Source organism: Sphingobacterium sp. UBA3519 (assembly GCF_002377215.1).
GTDB lineage: Bacteria > Bacteroidota > Bacteroidia > Sphingobacteriales > Sphingobacteriaceae > Sphingobacterium > Sphingobacterium multivorum.
In genome coordinates, this window is sequence record NZ_DFPI01000019.1 from 25,739 (window position 1) to 45,632 (window position 19,894).

Sequence of the window (19,894 nt, forward strand, 5' to 3'; positions counted from 1 at the left end):
AATCGGTTTGTATATGTTTTATACCAAATATAGCATAAAAGTGCAATATTTAAAATTTTTTGACGGTTTTTTACGTTTAAAGACGAACATTATTGAATAAAACCGCATAAATATGCTTTGTCTAGACTCTTTTGATAGCTATAGATCAGTGCTTCAATAAATTACATTGTTTTTGGTTTTTAATGGAGCAAAGCTTGAGTAAGCTGTAATATTCGCCAAAAAAAATAAAAAATAGTTGTTTTTAAAATTTATGTGCTATATTAGCAGAATTAAGCAAAACCGGTTTTGCTTAATCATTAGGGATAACCAATTTTAAAAATAACATGCATCATACCGAAAATATAATTTTATGTGTCGATTTGGGTGGTACCCATTGTTCTGCTGGTCTCGTATGTGAGCCTTCTGCACGTGTCATGGACGGATCCTACTTTCGCGGAAATGTAAATAGCAACGCAGAAAGAGGACAGATTTTGTCAGAAATAAAACAAACCATCGACAAAACCCTAAGTTCAACCACGCTCCTGCCATCCGAAATTCTCATCTCTTGCCCTGGTCCGTTCGATTACGAAAACGGTATATCCCTAATGGACGGAATGAACAAATATCAGTCATTACTAAACGTTAATCTAAAAGCATTTTTTGCGCATATCACTGGAATTGATCTAAGTTCGATCCACTTTTATAACGACGCTGCAGCATTTCTGTTGGGGGAGGTTGTCGACAAAAAAATGGAAAATAAGCGCATTATAGGCTTGACCTTAGGAACAGGATTAGGCTCTTCGTTATACGAGGATGGAAAGATTGTAGATCTCAATTTAGGATCGGCGCCTTACCTTAATGGTATCGTGGAAGATGTGATCTCAACCCGGGGCATTCTATCCCATTTAAAAAAAGTCTTTGGATCGGTACCCGTAAACAATATAAAGGATTTAGTACAACAGGATCATTTGGAGGTTTATAGAAAGGAAGCTTTTGACTTCTTAAGCAACGAACTGATTACTTTCATTAAAGAATATATTGGTCCATTAACTCCAGATACCATTATCATTGGTGGCAGTATTGCCAAAGCTCACGCTCACTTTTTTGATAAACTGGCGTCCTCTCTTGACATGAAATTAGCGCTTGCGTCATTTGATGAACGCAACTTATTTCTAGGATTAACCCTTAAGACATTTAGTATATGAAGCCTATTTGGAAATTTACATTAATCGCATCCTTGGGCGGTTTTTTGTTTGGTTTCGAAACAGCCGTCATCTCGGGTGCAGAACAGATTATACAGAAACTCTGGCATCTGGATGCTGTCCGTCACGGACTTACCGTATCCATCTCCTTGATCGGAACTATTATAGGAGCTATTATCGCCGGGCGTATGGCCGACAGGTATGGGCGTAAACCCGTGCTTTATTTTGTTGCCTCTTTATATTTACTCTCGGCGTTGGGCTGCGCCGTAGCTTCCCTATGGGAACTTTTCCTGCTCTTCCGTTTGCTGGGCGGACTTGCTGTTGGGATTAGTTCTGTGGTCGGACCGGTTTATACCTCTGAAATTGCTCCTGCAAAAGACCGGGGTAAACTTACAGGAACCTTTCAGATTATGATTGTGCTGGGTATTTTTACGGCCTACCTGACCAATTTTCTCTTTATGAGCGTTGAATCTGCCGGCTGGCGATACATGCTCGGTATCATGGCGGTTCCTGCCTTATTGTTTGTGCTTTTATTGAATTTCATTCCCGAAAGCCCCAGATGGTTGTTGCAACGGGGACAGATTGACAAAGCGCATGCGAGTTATTTGAGACTAGCTATAAAAGCTGAGATGTTGGGCAACCAGTCTCAGACACCGGCTAAAAATGTCAGCCTTTTTCAAAAAAGGTATGCCAGACCGATACTCTTCGCTGTTTTGCTTGCCTTCTTCAATCAAATGACAGGAATCAATGCGATCTTATATTATGCCCCGCGGATCTTTGAAATGGCTGGTTTTAATGCAGAGCTGGCCTACCTTCAGCCTATTTTTATCGGCGGTACCAATTTGCTCTTCACCTTGGTGGGCATGAGCATCATCGATCGTTTTGGGCGGAAAAAACTGCTGCTGACAGGTGCCGTAGGTATGTTCTTATTTCTTTTATTGGCCGCGTTTGGTCTAAAAGGCGTAAACGCACAATTTTTACTTTTCTACATTATGGGATTTATCGCATCTTTTGCCTTATCCCAAGGTGCTGTGATTTGGGTTTTTTTGGCCGAGATTTTTCCGAACGAAGTTCGCGCTCAAGGCTCTTCCTTAGGAAGCACGACCCATTGGCTATTTGCTGCAATCATATCTTGGGTATTTCCCATTATCGTAGAGGGCAGTACGTTTGGCGGTTATTATGTTTTCCTATTCTACGCACTCATGGTCATCCTGTCTTTCGTGTTTATTCTGTTTATGCCCGAAACGAAAGGTAAGGTATTAGAGGAAATAAACTAAGATTACCTATATTAAATAATTGTTAATTTCTCACAAATAAACGCTATTGATTTATAAACTTCTTAGTTTCGCATTGCAAAACCGGTTTTCTAAATCAAATTGGCTATTAAATGATCTCTAATAAATTTCGACAAGAATATAAATTAAAAAGTTAAAGCATATGAAACATAAAACACATTTAGTAACGTCGCTGTCTATAATGGCTACTTTGATAACTATTTGGAGCTGTAGCGTGCAAAAACAACAAGCACATTCCGGTCCAAATTGGGTAATGGGCGGTTTCGTTCGTCCAGCAGGGGTAAACCCTGTAATCGAGCCGGATAGCACCACAACATTTTTGGATCCCATGACTGGAAAACTCGTACAGTGGGAGAATAATGACACCTTCAATCCAGCCGCCGTTGTTAAAGGTGATAGTATTTATGTGCTGTATCGGGCTGAAGATAGGACAGGTGTGAAAATCGGACATCGAACTTCCCGCCTAGGACTAGCCGCGAGTGCTGATGGGACACATTTTGACCGCCAGCATACGCCTGTGTTTTATCCTGGAAATGACAATCAACGTGAATTTGAATGGCCTGGTGGCACCGAGGATCCGCGCATAGCAGAAGCTGAAGATGGTACCTATGTGATGTTTTATACGCAATGGAATCGAAAAGTACCTCGCTTGGGGGTAGCTACTTCAAAAGATCTTAAAAACTGGACAAAATATGGACCTATTTTTAAGAAATCGAACATCCTTCCTGACCTAGTCAACAGATCGCATAAATCGGCATCGATTGTCACTAAACTGGAACATGGTAAGCAGATAATTACTAAAGTAAACGGTAAATATTGGATGTATTGGGGCGAGCACGGTGTATATGGTGCTACTTCGGATAATTTACTTGACTGGGAACCGGTTGTAGATGAGAAAGGTGAACTCAAAGCGTTCATTTCACCGCGAGCGGGTTATTTTGACAGCTCATTAACAGAATGTGGCCCGCCCGCCATCCTGACAGATAAAGGAATTCTACTATTGTATAACGGCAAAAACCATCCCGAAAAAGGAGATAAGCGGTTTAATAAAGGTACTTATTCAGCGGGGCAGGTCCTCTTCGATAGCAAAGACCCGGGAAAAGTATTAGCAAGGATGGACGTACCTTTTCTGCGGCCAATGGAAGCTTTTGAAAAAAGCGGTCAATACGTAGACGGGACAGTGTTTATCGAAGGCCTCGTTTATTTTAAGCAGAAATGGTTTCTCTATTATGGCTGTGCTGATTCAAAGGTAGGAGTAGCCATTTTTGATCCCAATAAGCCAGCTGCTTTAGATCCGCTGCCTAATTAGAAATAAGTTTAACTATATGGCCATATTGAAGAACGTCTACGTTTTTTAATTAAAAATAATAACCAAAATAATTTTATAGAATGATACAGCGTGATTTGAATGCGCCCTACAAAAAAGCTTTAAAAGTGAGTTTGCTAGGGCTCGCACTAATGACATCCGCGGCTTACGGGCATGAGCGATGGGACAATAATCCTATACGCATGGTCATAGCCAAAGCGCCCGTCCAGATAACTGGACAAGTAATGGATGCTGCCAGCAATCCCATCGCTGGGGCGACTGTGAAAGTAAAGCGCACACCGTCTATCGGAACCAGTACGGACGGCACTGGAAGGTTTTCCATTACAACAGAACCTAATGAAACGCTATTGATCTCTGCCACTGGCTATAAAAGCCAGGAAATCATGCTGGGGGGCAGAACGAGCTTATCCATTATTTTACAGGATAGCGTGGCAATGATGAACGAGGTGGTTGTGGTGGGATACGGGGTCCAGAAGCGTGCTTCGGTAACAGGTTCAGTTGCATCCATACAGGCTGAAGAGCTGATTAAGGTAAAGACGCCAAACGTCACAAATATGCTGGCAGGTCGATTGCCCGGGATCCGTGCGGTACAACGCAGCGGTGCTCCGGGGGATGATGGTGCTTCGGTCGATATACGCGGGTATGGCAGTATGCTCGTTATTGTAGATGGGGTACAAAGGGATTTCGCACAGGTAGATCCTAATGATATTGAATCTATATCTATCTTAAAGGATGCTGCCGCCGCAGTATACGGATTTAAAGGCTCAAATGGCGTTTTATTGGTGACGACAAAAAAAGGAAGCAATTCAAAGACTAAAGTAGAATATAATGGCTATTATGGACTGCAACAGGTAACACGATACCCCCGCATGATGAATGCCTACGAATATGCATCCTTGTACAATGAAGCGATTTATAACTCCAATCCGTACACGGGGGTGCCCGCTTATAGCCAGGAACAGCTCGATAGTTACAAAAATGGAACGCAAGGGACTGACTGGTGGAGTTCCTTGGTGCGTGACAATGCTCCACAGAGCTCACACAACGTCAGCATCTATGGCGGAAATGATAAGGTCAAATATTATAATTCTGTTGGCTATGTTGATCAAGGGGGGATTTTGAAATCAGATGACTGGAACTTTAAACGGTATAATCTACGTTCCAATATAGATCTGAATCTTACATCAAATTTCACGGTCGGATTTAAATTGACAGGTCGTTTACAGGACCGTGAAAAACCCTATGGAGGTGATGATCTTTTTACGCAGGCACAGATGGCTATCCCGATTTATTCCATTTATGCCAACAATAATCCCAGTTACTGGCAGGCTATCGGAAATATGGCTAACCCTATACATAGCTCTTATATCGAAAATAGCGGATATGAGTCGCGGCTGAGAAGGGAGTTCAATGGGTCTGTGGATCTAAATTGGAAGCTACCTTGGGTAGCTGGACTTTCTTTGCGCGCTATGGTCGCTTATGACTATAAGAACAGCGAATGGAAAACATGGCAAAAGGCGTTGAGCGATTATCAGTATAATCAGGCGAACGATCAATATACCGAAGTTGCTTTACGAAAAAAGGCAAGTCTGGAGTCCAAGATGGAAAATCTGTATATGCCTACACAGCAGTATTCGATCAATTACAACCGTGTATTTGGACAAAAACATGATGTCAGCGGCTTACTGTTATGGGAAGCTTATCATGACCGTTTGACCGATATATTAGGTTTTAGGGAATCTTCCATCGGTATCATCGACGACATCAGTAAAGGGGATACCGAGAATCAGAATGCAAGCGGCAAAAGTGTAGAAACGGCTCACGCAGGTTTAGTGGGACGGTTCAACTACGCTTTTGACCGAAAATATCTGCTTGAACTGAATTTCCGCTATGATGGATCTTACAAATTTCAGCGCGACCGCAGATGGGGGTTCTTCCCGGGAGTGTCAGCAGGCTGGCGGATATCGGAAGAGAAATTTTTCAAAGACAACTTACCCCACTTTGATAATGTCAAAATCAGAGGTTCATATGCCAAAGTGGGCGATGAGGGGGATTTTTCGGCATTCCAATACCTCGATGGATATGTATATGGGGGAAGTTATGTGCTGGGCACAGGAGGCTTGTCTTCTGGGCTGAGAAGCAGTGGAATGGCCAATCCTTGGCTGACATGGTACGAGTCTAATATCATGAACCTAGGCTTTGAGGCTTCCTTTAAAAACGGATTGATCAATACGGAGTTCGACTGGTTTAGACGCGAACGCTCTGGCCTTCCGGCGACAAGACAAGGTACTTTCCCGACGACATTCGGCGAGTCAATGCCGCAAGAGAATTTAAATTCTGATATCAATACTGGTTTTGAATGGACGGTAGGCCATAAAAATAAAATTGCTGATTTTGCTTATAATGTTTCGGCCAATTTTTCCGTTACACGCATTCGATATGGCTATGTTGAACGTGCAGCATCAACCAACCTTTACAATGACTGGCAGAACAATAACAATGACAGGAATAAGGATATCCGATGGGGGAAGACGGTCGTTGGGCAATTTTCATCTTATGAAGATATTTTAAACTCACCTGTGCAGGATAATAATGGAAATCGATCCCTGCTTCCTGGAGATTTAAAATTCAAAGATGTGAATGGCGATGGTATCATCGATGGGAACGATGTGGAACCGATAGGCCATGGTGCAACACCAAGAATGTATTATGGACTAAACCTGGGAGCAAACTATAAAGGATTTGATATGACCTTATTCTTTCAGGGTGCTGCAGGTCATGATATTTACATCAGCGGAGATATCCTTGATCCGTTTATTCAACAGGGGCTCGGCAATGGATTTGCATTTATGACAGACAGATGGCATCGGGCAGATCCTGCCGATCCGAATAGTGAATGGATTGCTGGCACGATGCCCGCCGCCCGGGTAACTGGCCAGGTGGATAACCGGTCTGATAACTCATGGTCTTTACATAAAGCGGATTATCTACGGTTAAAAACATTGGAAGTCGGGTATTCTCTTCCAAAAAAATGGATAGAGTCTTTAAAGATTGACCGATGCAGAGTCTATTTTAATGCCAATAACCTGCTGACTTTCACGGGGAGTGATGCGTTATTGAAAAATATAGATCCTGAAAGCAATCAAAGCCGATTGCGCTATTATCCACAATTGAAAACGTTCAATTTTGGTATTAATATAGTTTTATAAAACCCTATACTATGAAAATGAAATATTTCAGTCCACTTCTTCTGAGTTGTGCATTTACACTGAGTTTATATAGTTGTAACGATTACCTGGACCGGGAGCTCACCAGTGGAATTATCACCTCTGATCTCATCTGGAAAAGTCCGCAGGCGATACAGTCTGTATTGGTCACCATGTACGATGAAGGATTAAGATTAGATGAATTTGACGATTGGTTTACCGGGAAATCCAATCTGCTTAATTTGACATCCTTGTCGGATGAAGCCACAGGAGCTTATCAAAAAGATTATGCATTTAGCAATGCCAATTCGATATATACGTATAGTGATTATGTATTTGAAGATCCGTTTGCGACTAGATATGTGCAGATACGGCGTACCAACGACTTTTTGAAGAAACTGAGCGAGACTACAGTCTTGAGCGAAGAGGAGAAGCGCCTAGTCGATGCTGAGGCACGGTGGATACGAGCGATGCAATATTTTGGTTTGGTTAAACGCTATGGTGGTGTCCCCTTGCTAACGACACCACAAGAATATGTGCCCGGCGATTTTTCGGCATTACAGGTTCCAAGAAATAAAGAATCGGAAGTTTACGATTTTATTATCAGTGAATGTAAGGCGATCAGCGACATACTTCCGGTATCGCGATCTGCAGAAAGTAAATACAGAGCCTCCAAAGGTGCAGCCCTTGCCTTATGGTCCCGTGCTTCGCTGTATGCTGGCTCGATCGCTAAATATGGTTCAAATGCAAATTTAAGTGGCGAGGCAGTAACGCGAGGTTATGTGGGTATAGCAGCCAATGAGGCAACACGTTATTTTACGGAATCTTATAATGCTTCAAAAGCATTGCTGGAGGCCGGCACTTACAGCCTTTATAACAAAAATTCCGACAAAGCAGAGAACTTCTATGAACTGTTTTCCAAAAGTGTAAATGGGAATAACGGGGAATATATCTTTCAGAAAACATTCAATGTTTCAGCGGGAAAAGGTCACATGTGGGATAAGATGAATGCTCCTTTTTCCTATCGAGGTGACGGGTGGGGATGCGGTGTAACACCTACGCTCGAAATGGTCGAAGCATTTGAATACAGTGATGGTAGTGCCGGTAAATTAGCCTTAAAAAATACGGATGGGACACCTCGTAGTTTTGATAGTCCCTACGATCTTTTTGTCGGGAAAGACCCGCGATTGTTTGCTTCCATCTACGTCCCCGGAGCTCCTTTAAAGGGCAGTAAGGTCGAATGGATACGGGGGGTAATTAACGGACAGAACGGCTCGGGACAAAAATATCAGGCGCAGAATCAGCCGGACAAAGATAATGTGGCTACAATTGATGGTGTGAGGTACAATACTTCGGGTAAAGATGGTGGTGCAGACGTTGGGGATGCGTCAAAAACGGGGTTTTATATGCGTAAGTTTTTTGATGAAACTCTCACGGATATGACAAATATTGATGCTAAGCGCTCGGAGACACCTTGGGTGGTATTTCGTCTTGGTGAGATATACCTCAATTTTGCTGAGGCCTGCGTGGAGCTTGGTGGCAAAGATGCAGAAGCTCTTCAGGCTGTAAATAACATTCGTGCACGCGCCGGAATTCAACCTCTTGCAACGATATCCACTGCTAAAGTAAGACAAGAACGTAAGGTCGAACTTGCTTTTGAAAAGCTCCGTTTCTGGGACCTCAAGCGGTGGCGCGTGGCTCATCTGGATGAATCCCAGGGAGGACTTACTAACTATAGGGGTACAGCGTTATATCCTTGGTACAATGTCAAAAGTAAGAAGTATACTTTTGAAACTGGAGTTCCTCCAAAACAAAAGAGATTATTTCTGGAAAGAAACTACTATATCCGCATCAGTCCTACGGACTTGAGCACAAATCCGCAGCTGGTTCAGAATCCGGGCTACGGTAATTAATTTAGATGTATACAATTATGATAAGTATGAAGAATATTTTTTTTATGCTCGGTGTTATGCTTATTGCTGTTATGAACAGTTGTGAAAATGAGATCGATAATATGGAGGCTCCGAATGGCGGACTGCACGGTACCATATATGACATGGAAACTAACAAGCCTATTCCGCTGCCTGTGGAGGGATCGGGCGGCGTGCTCGTTTCTTTATTTGAAATAGGCACAAAGGCGACTGCTTCTGTCGATTTCAGGGCGAATGCAGATGGATCTTATACCAATAATAAAGTGTTTAATGGGAAGTACAGGGTGGCCGTAAATGGCCCTTTTATAGGGGTTTGTGAAGGTTATACCACGGTCAATGGTGAGACGCAGTTCGATTTGAAGGCAACTCCTTTTTCCCGTATTACGGCTTCGGCGACTATTTCCGAAAGAAACCGGGTCGAAATAGCATTTAAGGTTGATAAGGCGGACGACTCCTTTACGTTTACCAACGTATCTGTCATGTGGAACTATACGCCGCGGGTAGATGAAAATAATGCTAATTATGTCACAAAGATTGCTAAAGGCAAAATAGATGAAGGTACGCATGTTTTTGAACTGGCCAATGATAAACAGTTTGTCGAAAACTTTTACAAGATCAAGGCAAATGGCAACAAAATCTACGTCAGGGTAAGTGCGACTGTAAACGGAGTCGTCAATTATAGTGATACCATAGAATTGATAGCAAATGACTGATCACATAGCACGCAAAGTGAAAACTAAAAACGAGTCACTGATGAAAAAAATCATAACATTAAGTATAATAGGTTTTTTATTGGTATCATGTAGTAAAAATGAAACCAAGGTTGAAGAGCAGCCTGTAACTGGTGTATCTGTCAAAACCATGACTTATAACATCTATTCAGCACAAAAAAAGGGCATAGAGGCTATTGCCGAAGTGATCAAGAAAAATGATCCCGAACTGGTGGGACTGCAGGAGGTGGAGGTTAACTCCATCAATATGAATTTTGATACGGGTAAGCGGCTTTCGGAACTCACGGGCATGCCTTATTATTATTTTGTTAAGGCGCGCGACCTAGTGAAAGGAGAATACGGAAATTTAATCTTATCTAAATTTCCGCTTAAGGAGACGAAAACGTATTTATTAGATGTTGTAACTTCGGAAGCAAATGCATACATCAGGGCGCTCGGAACTGTTAAGGTGACCAAAGAAAATAAGGACTTTTATTTCGCCGTAACCCATTTGGACCATTTGGCCGATAATGCAAATCGACTCCATCAAATAGATCTTATCCACCAATATACCAAAGACCTTACGTTACCAATTATCTTGTCTGCAGATTTAAATGCCAAACCGACAGAAGAGGGCTATAAAGTTTTGACCAAATGGTTTACACCTGGCTGCCTCAACGGATATTGTGGTTTTACGGCTGGGACACCTAAACCGGATGGAACTATAGATTATCTGATGTATGCGCCAGCAGATGCAGCAGTGACAGAGACATATGATGTTGATTATAGTTCTTATTCGCAATCTGATCATTTTCCGGTCGTTGCAAACTTTTTGATCAAAAATCCATAAAATTTTTACCTAACAAACCATGACAATAATTAGTTTTTTTAAACGGTCAGGTGCCAGAAACCTCTGCTTTGCGGCATTGATGGCATTCAGCATGGGCGTTGTGAGCTGTAATAAAGATCAAGGCAGTGACATGTCTTACCCTGATAAAACTGATGGGGCTCAAATTACACAGTATACGCCGATCTCCGGAGGATCAGCAACTGAAATATCGCTGTACGGAAGCAACTTTGAAACAGACCTGACAAAAATTAAGGTGACCATAAATGATAAGGATGCGACGGTATTGAGTTCAAATGGACGTATTATTACGGCCCGCATTCCACAGAATGCCGGTTCTGGAAAAGTCAAATTGACCATTGGCGGGAAAGAATATATTTACAAACAGGCTTTTGAATATGGCTACCAGACTGTAGTCTATACGTACTTGGGAAGTACCAAGGACGATATGGATGGGGACTATGCCCAAGCCAAATTGTCGGGGCCACGATATTTGAAATGGAGCAAGGATAATGCGCTTTATTTTGTCGAAGAGGGAGCAAGCAGCCGAGATAACTTCGCAGCACTCCGTGTAGCATCAAATAACAATGTGACGACCTTACTCAAGGCTTCTGAAAGTCCTTTGTTCGAACGCCTCCGGGCTTTTGACTTTTCAATGGATCAGAGTACATTGTTTCTTACTAATGACAATAACGCAAATGGCTCCATGGGCCTGGGCAAAATGACGAAATCTTCAGGTAAGTACAACAATTTGACGGCTTTGTCAGCGCAAGGGGGATTGACCGCTGTCGCAACTAACCCAGTGACAGATGAGGTATTCGTGGGAGTATATTCCGGGGGAAAGATATGTCGATTAAAACCCGATGGTAGTCTGGAGGGACTGTTTGGTGTCAATTCAAAAAATGTGAATATCATGGACATCATTTTCTCTAAGGATGGTCAAACCATGTATATTTCTGGCGCTTACAATGCACACAGTGTTTATCGTGTGCCTTATGACATAAGCACCAAGAGTTTTGGAACAGTACAGGTACTTGCTGGACCAAATGCCAATACAACGGGGAATGCGGTGGGAAATGGAGAATCTGCCCGGTTTAACACTCCTGCACAGATGGATCTGGATAACGAAGGAAACTTATATGTTGCCGATCGTAAAAACCATTGCATTCGAAAAATTACGACCACCGGTACGGTAACTACTTACGCGGGTACTGCGGGTACAAATGGCCTCCAGAACGGAAACGCTTTATCAGCAAAATTTTATGAACCCGAAGGCCTGCAATTTGGTCCTGACGGCGCATTGTACGTCGCTGACACCTGGAATCATGTTATTCGAAAAATAGTTATAGAATAACTAAAATATGTTTTACCAAATTCTTACTTAAATTAAAGAATAGGATCATGATGATAGCTTTGTCTATTGCAAGAAATCTAAACTTGCGTCTTCTACTGTTTGCTTTAATCACCACTGTTCTGGTGGCTGTAAGCGCGAATGAAACTTCTGCTCAAAAATTGAGCGGTGAAGTTGAGATCAAAACGATGACCTACAACATCTACAGTGCTCGAAAAATGGGTATTGAAGCTATTGCAGCGGTAATCAGAAAGGTCAATCCCGATGTAGTCTCTCTACAAGAAGTAGAGCGCAATACCGATGTGAATCCGATGGATTTTCCAAAGGAAATAGCGGCGTTGACGGGAATGAAATATTATTTTTTTGCACATGCGCTCACCCTGAAGAAAGGAGACTATGGAAATGTTATCCTTTCAAAATATCCGCTTTTGCAAACAAAGTCCATTCATTTGGGGGTTGCTGATGATGGGGATGATACGCGATCTTTTGGATATGCGTTGCTGGAAAAGGATGGTAAACAGTTTTATTTCGCCACGACTCACCTGGGCTATAAAAAGGAAGATGCCACCCGTTTAAAACAGATCAACGAGATTTTGAAGGAAATTAAAAATTTAAAGCAGCCGATCATTTTAGGGGCTGACTTGAATTCTCGGCCTAATTCGCAGACGATGCCGGCTTTGCAGAAATGGTTTACTTTGCCTTGTCAAATCTCAAATTGTGAATGGACCGTACCGACTCCAAAGCCTACATATACCTGTGACTGGTTAATATATGCACCTCACCAGGCTTTTGAAGTTAAGGACTACGCGGTTCAATTTTGGGCGGACAAAGAGTCAGACCACTATCCAGTTGTGGGAACATTTAATCTGAAATAGTCTTAGTGAACGCTATAGTCGTAATTGTTTCATGTTAACCAAAAGATATAAATTATGAGAAAATTAATTTATGGACTGCAGCTGGCACTTCTGTCCACCTGCATCTTTGCAGCTTGTGCGAAAGATTTAACAAATTCATCACCGGCTGACGAAACGCTGTCCTTACCAACCGAAGTACAAAGTTCAACAACAATAGCCGGAAGCGGGGGGTACGTCATGATGACTTTTAATATCCGGCAGGATGCACCCGATGCGGGAAACCGTGCATGGACGGTCAGGCGATCTTTGGTCAAAGAAAGAATCTTGGAACATGACTGTGATATAGTCGGAGTTCAGGAAGCTTTAGGAAATCAGATGGACAATATGGCCTCAGATCTACAAGGCTACAGCAAAGTGGGCACAGGACGAGAAGGAAATAGTTCTTCTGAGCACTCTGCCATATTTTATAAAAACACAAAATTTAATGCTTTGGAAAGCGGTACATTTTGGCTGGCGCCTGGAGCACCTACAGCTCCGGCCGGACCAGCCTGGGATGCTGCATACAAGCGCATCTGTACCTGGATAAAGCTTCAGGATAAACAGACGGCAATGATCTTTTATGTATTTAATACGCATTTTGATCATAAGGGTGCTGATGCTAAGGTTAACAGTGCAAATCTTCTGTTGACCTATATGCAAAACAAAATCGGCGATCTTCCGGCGGTACTGATGGGCGACCTAAATGCAAATCAAAATTCTGCCGCATATAGTGTGCTTAATAGTCCGTCATGGTTAGAAGAAAGCTGGAATATCGCTGGTTCTAAGTCGCCTGCATTACGTGTTACCGGTAATGGATGGAACATTAGCCCAAGCGGGGATAGTCAGATCGACCATATCTTTGTTACCGGTCAATGGTCAGTTTCCTCCAGGTTAGTCGATTGGTACCATAAAGATCCGGGAGAAATATTGCCATCTGATCATTTTCCTGTTATTGCCCGTTTAAAAATCGATGGAGTAAGTATTTTCAAAGATGCACACTATGGTGGTAAGGGAGTTTTCTTGCCGAGAGGAACTTATAACTTAGCTGACCTGAATGCAAGGGGTATTGAAAATGATTGGGCATCCTCAGCAAGGGTGCCAGATGGGCTTACATTGACGATCTATGAACACCAGAATTTTGCGGGGCTCAGCTGGGCGCTGACTACGGATACGCCGCTGTTTTCTCAATTGACACCAACGGCCAATGATAAGGCTTCTTCAATGAAAGTGCAATAATTGCTGATTCCGCTCTTTTTAAAATAATCTTCTGTCGATCAGTTATTGCGGCCGATCGGGAGGAGATTATTAAGTTTTTCTTTCAGATGATCCTCTTTCTTTCATCACGGAGGGTATCACTACATGACTCGGATTGTCCCTTATCGGTCTCTCTATCTGCTTTAGCAATAGTGATATGATGTTGTTGCTCAGTTCTTCCAGCGGCTGGCGTATGGCCGTGATCGCTGGAGAGATCAGGTTAAAGGCTTCATGATCATCAAAGGAGACAATCCCGAAATTCATTTTCGTGCTAGTGTTTAGCTCATTTATTGCCGTCAGTCCTGCTAAACAGAGATAATTGGTTGCGAAGATGATCGCATCCAATTCCGGATTGCTTTCAAGAAAATCCTTGATAAGCTGCTGTTTTATTGCTTTTTTGTTTTCAAAGGATATATAGGCCACTTTAGGATCAATGGCTAATTTTTCCATCGTCTCTTTATAGCCTAATAATCGGTCCTGCATCTGGCTCTGTGCAGATTCGAGCGTAACGAATCCAATGTTCCGAAAGCCTCTGTCATAAAGATGCATACAAGCTTCTGTCATTGCTTCCCTGTTGTTTGTTCCGACGAAATCTACACCGTCTACCGGATCCCGGTCAAAAAGAACAATTGGGGTATGTTCATCGACCATTTCTTTCACTATATTTTCTATTCCTTTGGTCGGCGCGATAATATAACCATCTAAATGGCTCCGTCTGAAAAAATTGATCATCTCAATGGCTGTATTCGTATCACCGAGGGTACTGCTGTACATTATTCGATAACCTTTCGTTTTGGCTAAATTTTCGATCATAAGCGCTATTGGGCCAAAGAAAGAATCCGAAATATCTTCAACAATAAGTCCGATACTGCTGCTGCGGCCTGTTGCGAGACTTTGAGCTAAGTGATGAGGATAAAAACGAACCTCCCTGACATAATCTAAGACCTTAGCCTGTAATTCTTTACTGATGCGCCTTTCATCAGCTTTTCCGTTAATTATCAATGAAACGGTGGACTTTGCTATATTTAAGTGTTTCGCAATGTCATTTATCGAGATCTTTTTATTTTCCATATATTCTAAAGCTTAAAAATATAGATTTTTATCCACTCGCATCCATAACAGTCCAAAAACATTTGATCTATTATTTTTGCCTTAAAATTAGTTGTGTTTTTAAGGTTGCCTTTGGTTAAGGGGCAAGTTTGAGGCCACAAAATATGTGAGACTGCGGCTTCCATTTTATTGAACGCAATTATAATTCCTGCTTTTTTATATAAGTTTGAAGTTGGAGAAATCGGTAAATTTACGGTGGAGGATAAACGAAATTTTGAGTAAAAGTTTTGAAAGGGAGGATGAAGAAATTGAGCAATTGTAAATAAGTAGTTTTGAAATTTATAGTTAATCAGCTATTCCAACTTGCATGTAGAGTAGCTGATTTTTTAAAAACTATTTATCGCTTCACAAATCCAATACCGCTGATGCTTGCTGAGCCTCCTGTCGTTAACGGCTGAGATACTGTATTCCAGACCACCGGATTAATTTGATCAGTGGTGATGGTTTCCTGGACCATGACGCTGGTGGTACCACTGTTTAGAACAAAAGCATTATAACTGCCTAAAGCACCCATCAAAGCCGTAACATCATTTAAGCTGATGCCTACCGAAAAAGTTGGTGTCGCCACGGTCAATAACCAAGGCATAGATGTTTTATTATCCGCGGATAGTCCGTTGGCTGTCACAGCTTGAACGACCGCTGCTGTAGTCAAAACGTTATAACCCCTGTAACGAACCCAGTTGGTGCCGGATAACAGTCCGCCAAATTGATTCAGGTCATAGGGCTCAAAAGTAAATTTGGTGGTGTCCGTACAATTGCCAATGTAAGGTGAAAACACGATTTCTCTAGTCTTAATGTGAAAAAAAACAGATGCAGTTGATGCGATGCAACTCAGGAATCTAACTCGGTACCATCTTCAGCTTCAGGAACAAAAGACAACACTTGGCAATATCAGGCACAGCAAGAACTGCCACATGATATCCAAGTATTTATTACCAAGATCAACAAAAAACTCATTACTAAGATAGATAAGGAAATCTAAAGATGCCTGAAAGAAATTAAGAAAGCTATCGAAAAGGAAGATGTATTGAAAGAGCATGTAAGAAAGGTTTTGACGATAAGAGGTGTAAGATTGATTACGGTAGCAACGATATTAGCTGAAACAATGGGTTTTGAGCAGTTTCATAATTCAAAACAATTGGTTAGGTATTCAGGCAATGATGTAGTACAAAGAGAATCTGGCACCTCGATTAAAGGCAAGACTAAGATACCTTTTTCATTTAGGTAGATATGGGGTACGAAAGGAGATATTATTTTGTTGTTGTCTAAATAAAATGATTAACTTTATGGAAACCAATAGCCTCATTATGAAGTTTCCATTACTTTCTTTTTTTTCTTTCTTCTTTTTATCATTTGCTACAGCTCAATCATCAGCTGAAAAACCGCTTAAAATCGATCCAAATGACTGGATAATGGAAAAGCTGGCTAATGCTAAAGTGAAAAAGAATCTAGTGTCGTATAAAAACAATTTTTTCCAATTTGATACTGTACGTGTAATTGGATTTATCGAAGATTATAGTCCTGCACTAGAATTTACAAGTGGTATTATTTATAGCAGTAATGAGTTGACTCGTGAAGATTATCCGACTACCATACAGGTTTATCCTGATGGCCGTTTTGAGGCGAGCTACTTGGCCACGCACCCGACAACGAGTTACCTTATTTTCAAAAATAACCAATTTAAATTTTATATCGAACCGGGACAAACGCTAGCCTTGCGATTTAGAGTTACAGCAGATGAGAATTTAGCGTTAATAGGTTTTGAAGGCCCTCTTGCTGCCGAGAATCAGCAGTTCAGAGGTTTTGATTGGAAAAATAATCAACGTGCCTTTTATCGGGGTATGGAAAGCCGTTTGAAAGAGCAACCGATTTCAGCAATAAAAAAGCAAATCTTGACAGCGTGGGATTCGGTACAAAATGAAGTAAACGGACGGCTAAAAAAATCAGATTTTTCACCAAAAGTAAAAAATCTGATCCAAACGGATGTTGCGCTCATATACGCAGTACAATTGATGGATATGCAAATGTATCGAAAGGATTACCTAAGGCACAATCCTACAAATGCCTTCCTAAAAGAACCTCTACCCAGTGATTATTTCAATTTTATAGCTCGCTTAGACCTAAATGATCCGGCCATTTTGGCACTGGGTGACTTTTCAACCTTTATCAACCGATTCGAATATTCGACACTATTTAGTCGTGATGTCTATTATGATGCCTTAAATAGTCAACGTAAAGGGAATTTATATTTGGTATTGGATTCGGCAAATCGAAACTCTAACCCAACAATAGCCAACACGTTGGTCTCCGAAGTTGCGAAACTACGTACCTTGCAGTCGGCATTAAATGGTGCGGCTGATACCGCAGGGATAACAAAAACTACAGAACAATTGTTGGCCGTGTTAACAAATAAAGATTTAAGGGATGAAGCGCTCAAACTGGCAGATCGTGTAAAGAAGTCCAGAAACGGTTATTTACTGCCCCATACTACTGCTGCGGCCGTCTTTAAGAACATGACAGATAAATACCGTGGTAAAGTCGTTGTCGTAGACTTTTGGGCAGAGTGGTGCGGTCCGTGCCGCTCCTGTATTGAATCAACGCAAGGGAAACGCTTAAAACTCAAAGATAATCCGAATTTGGTTTTTGTTTTTGTAAAAGATATTGAGGGGACTCCAGATATGGAGTTTTATAAAGATTATATTGTTAAAAATAGCATGTTTGAATCCTATTGAATTTCTGCCGATGAATATAGGGCATTGCGCGAATTATTTAAATTTAACGGAATTCCGAGGTACATACTGATGGATCCTGATGGTAGAATTAGAAATGATAATTTCCAAATGCATAATCTGACAACTGAGCTTCCAAAAAATTATCCACAGCTGTTTACGTATCAATTGATGCAAGGAATCAAATAATTCGAGAACGGGCACTTATAGGTAAATATTGTATCTTTGTTAATAAGGATACTGTACTCCAGTTTGATGAAATAGGCCTAAGTGATAAGATAACCATTATTTCATCTTAATTTAATAGTAAATAGAAGAAATTAGCGGAAAGTTTCTACTCAGTTTTATGTCTTGGATTGGATTTATACAAGGTAATCAAAGTTCATTTAAGGAAATCTACGATGCGTATATCGATGATTTGTATATCTATGGTAAACAATATCATTTTGATAAGGAGACCGTACTGGACTGTATCCATGATCTTTTCGTAAATTTATTCAATAATCCCAAAATTGCAAAAGAAGTTAATGTTAAGTATTATCTTTTCGCTGCGCTACGCCGTAAGTTGCTCATGATCAAAGTACAAACAGTAGCTATCGACGGCCTCTCAGAAGATATCAGCTGGACAAATAGCCACGAACTGGAACTAATTAATGATGAGGTGGAAGCTAAAGTTGTAAAGGTGATCAAAGAAAAGGTAGATGCATTACCTAAAAGACAACGTGAAGCGCTTTTTTTAAGATATTATCTTGATTTCACCTACGATGAGATTGCTAATATGATGGGGGTCAATGTGGAGACTTGTCGAACACTTACTTTTAGGGCTATCAAGCAATTAAAAGTCGAATTGAACCCGATTGAGCTCTTTACTATCTTTTATATTTTTTTTTATAAATTTTAGTCTATGTTTTCAAGAATTGTGCTCTATATCTTTAAAAGCATAGTTTGTGAAAACCAAAAAAGAAAAAATTAAACATATATTTGATATTGTGCCCGAAGACTGTCTTACTGAAGACGATAAGGCGCAACTCTTTCAACGGATTGTCCACAGTACAAATAATAGCCGCCGGAAAAGATGGTTTGCCTATGTAGGCTCAATTGCTGCTGCGGCTTGCTTATTGATCTGCTTCAAATTATTTTCCCCTTCTAATACCAATGCGGATACAGAACTTGATATCGGGAAAATAGCCGCTATTAGCCAAACTTTCATTAAAAATAACGATAGCTTGCAACTCATTTCTATCGATCCAGCTGCTGAAAACCATGCCATTTCTTTTTTGAAAGTGAATGATCGCCCCGATATATTGAATTTGCTAACTCCTAATAATGCCGGAGAAACTGTTCGTTACAATACGGTATTTGTCCCTTATGGCAGGAGACAGGAATTTACCCTCCCGGATCAGTCTAAAGTATGGTTAAATGCGGGATCTTACCTTACTTATAACCCGGATATGCAAAATAAACCGCGCGAGGTCTACCTCAATGGAGAGGGCTATTTTGATGTGGCTCATACAGGCACAACCTTTATCGTGAAGACAAAAAATGCTGCAGTTAAAGTGCTTGGGACGACATTTAATGTTTCTTCCTATGAGGAGGATAAAAGAATGTCAATTGAATTGATAACAGGAAAAGTGGAACTCAGTAGCCCGCATTTCGATCATATCACCATGACTCCAGGACAGTTTATTGCTTATGACCTTCAACAAAATAAGATGCTGATCGATAATAGTGGTGATGGGAATGAAATATTGTGGACAAAAAAACAGCTTGTACTCGATCGCTTGTCAACCAAGGAACTGATCAGAAAATTAGAAAGAATCTATAACGTGAAAATTCATACGGATCAAACTGTATTGGAAAAAACGACTATTTATTCTGGAAGGATCAATCTGGATGTAAATATACTGACGTCTTTAAGTAACATTTATGAACTTAGAGATTATACGATAACACAACTAGAAAAGGAGGTCTGGATTAAAAGCAATTGATTATTTAACCATAAAATTGGATAAAGAGGAATTGCCGTCCCCTTTATCCGTTAAAATTAAACGTTTCTAAAA

Annotated in this window: 16 protein-coding genes; 14 read left to right on the forward strand and 2 right to left on the reverse strand. The window is 41.1% G+C overall.

Annotated elements, in window-relative coordinates; genetic code table 11:
* Positions 1-323: 323 nt before the first annotated feature.
* The 10 genes from B3297_RS09555 (at position 324) to B3297_RS09600 (ending at position 13,977) form a co-directional block, all read left to right on the forward strand.
* The gene (locus B3297_RS09555; protein WP_286778829.1) at positions 324-1,184 is read left to right on the forward strand and encodes an ROK family protein; all 861 of its coding nucleotides are present in this window, start codon (positions 324-326) and stop codon (positions 1,182-1,184) included.
* Positions 1,181-2,458, forward strand: a complete 1,278-nt coding sequence (locus tag B3297_RS09560) for a sugar porter family MFS transporter (protein ID WP_286778830.1) — start codon at positions 1,181-1,183, stop codon at positions 2,456-2,458. The genes B3297_RS09555 and B3297_RS09560 overlap by 4 nt, the downstream gene beginning before the upstream one ends.
* Positions 2,459-2,618: 160 nt before the next feature.
* Positions 2,619-3,785, forward strand: a complete 1,167-nt coding sequence (locus B3297_RS09565) for a glycoside hydrolase family 130 protein (RefSeq protein ID WP_182983117.1) — start codon at positions 2,619-2,621, stop codon at positions 3,783-3,785.
* A gap of 80 nt (positions 3,786-3,865) precedes the next feature.
* Positions 3,866-7,012 (forward strand): SusC/RagA family TonB-linked outer membrane protein, encoded by a 3,147-nt coding sequence (locus tag B3297_RS09570; RefSeq protein WP_286766765.1) that lies wholly within the window; start codon positions 3,866-3,868, stop codon positions 7,010-7,012.
* Positions 7,013-7,023: 11 nt separating this feature from the next.
* Positions 7,024-8,922: a RagB/SusD family nutrient uptake outer membrane protein gene (locus B3297_RS09575; RefSeq protein WP_286778831.1), complete on the forward strand. Its 1,899-nt coding sequence runs from the start codon at positions 7,024-7,026 to the stop codon at positions 8,920-8,922.
* A 26-nt stretch (positions 8,923-8,948) separates the two neighbouring features.
* Positions 8,949-9,653: a DUF3823 domain-containing protein gene (locus B3297_RS09580; protein ID WP_286766767.1), complete on the forward strand. Its 705-nt coding sequence runs from the start codon at positions 8,949-8,951 to the stop codon at positions 9,651-9,653.
* Between the two features lie 40 nt (positions 9,654-9,693).
* A complete protein-coding gene (locus tag B3297_RS09585; RefSeq protein ID WP_286778832.1) occupies positions 9,694-10,500 on the forward strand; it encodes an endonuclease/exonuclease/phosphatase family protein in 807 nt (268 codons plus the stop codon).
* Positions 10,501-10,519: 19 nt separating this feature from the next.
* A complete protein-coding gene (locus B3297_RS09590; protein WP_286766769.1) occupies positions 10,520-11,851 on the forward strand; it encodes an IPT/TIG domain-containing protein in 1,332 nt (443 codons plus the stop codon).
* Positions 11,852-11,898: 47 nt separating this feature from the next.
* The gene (locus B3297_RS09595) at positions 11,899-12,723 is read left to right on the forward strand and encodes an endonuclease/exonuclease/phosphatase family protein (protein ID WP_286766770.1); all 825 of its coding nucleotides are present in this window, start codon (positions 11,899-11,901) and stop codon (positions 12,721-12,723) included.
* Positions 12,724-12,777: 54 nt separating this feature from the next.
* A complete protein-coding gene (locus B3297_RS09600; protein WP_286766771.1) occupies positions 12,778-13,977 on the forward strand; it encodes an endonuclease/exonuclease/phosphatase family protein in 1,200 nt (399 codons plus the stop codon).
* Positions 13,978-14,046: 69 nt separating this feature from the next.
* Here the strand turns inward: B3297_RS09600 and B3297_RS09605 are convergent, their stop codons facing one another.
* Together B3297_RS09605 and B3297_RS09610 are read right to left on the reverse strand one after the other, a co-directional pair.
* A complete protein-coding gene (locus B3297_RS09605) occupies positions 14,047-15,066 on the reverse strand; it encodes a LacI family DNA-binding transcriptional regulator (RefSeq protein WP_286766772.1) in 1,020 nt (339 codons plus the stop codon).
* Between the two features lie 376 nt (positions 15,067-15,442).
* Entirely contained in the window at positions 15,443-15,883 is a 441-nt protein-coding gene (locus B3297_RS09610; protein WP_286766773.1) for a hypothetical protein, read from the reverse strand.
* Between the two features lie 273 nt (positions 15,884-16,156).
* Between B3297_RS09610 and B3297_RS24865 the strand changes: the two genes are divergently transcribed.
* The 4 genes from B3297_RS24865 (at position 16,157) to B3297_RS09625 (ending at position 19,822) form a co-directional block, all read left to right on the forward strand.
* Complete coding sequence (locus tag B3297_RS24865) at positions 16,157-16,333, forward strand: transposase (protein ID WP_376779830.1); 177 nt, start codon at positions 16,157-16,159, stop codon at positions 16,331-16,333.
* A 58-nt stretch (positions 16,334-16,391) separates the two neighbouring features.
* Positions 16,392-17,837, forward strand: coding sequence for a TlpA family protein disulfide reductase (locus B3297_RS09615; protein ID WP_286778833.1), 1,446 nt, complete (start codon positions 16,392-16,394; stop codon positions 17,835-17,837).
* A gap of 343 nt (positions 17,838-18,180) precedes the next feature.
* Complete coding sequence (locus tag B3297_RS09620; protein WP_286766775.1) at positions 18,181-18,735, forward strand: RNA polymerase sigma factor; 555 nt, start codon at positions 18,181-18,183, stop codon at positions 18,733-18,735.
* A 46-nt stretch (positions 18,736-18,781) separates the two neighbouring features.
* Positions 18,782-19,822, forward strand: a complete 1,041-nt coding sequence (locus B3297_RS09625) for a FecR family protein (RefSeq protein ID WP_286766776.1) — start codon at positions 18,782-18,784, stop codon at positions 19,820-19,822.
* Positions 19,823-19,894: the final 72 nt, after the last annotated feature.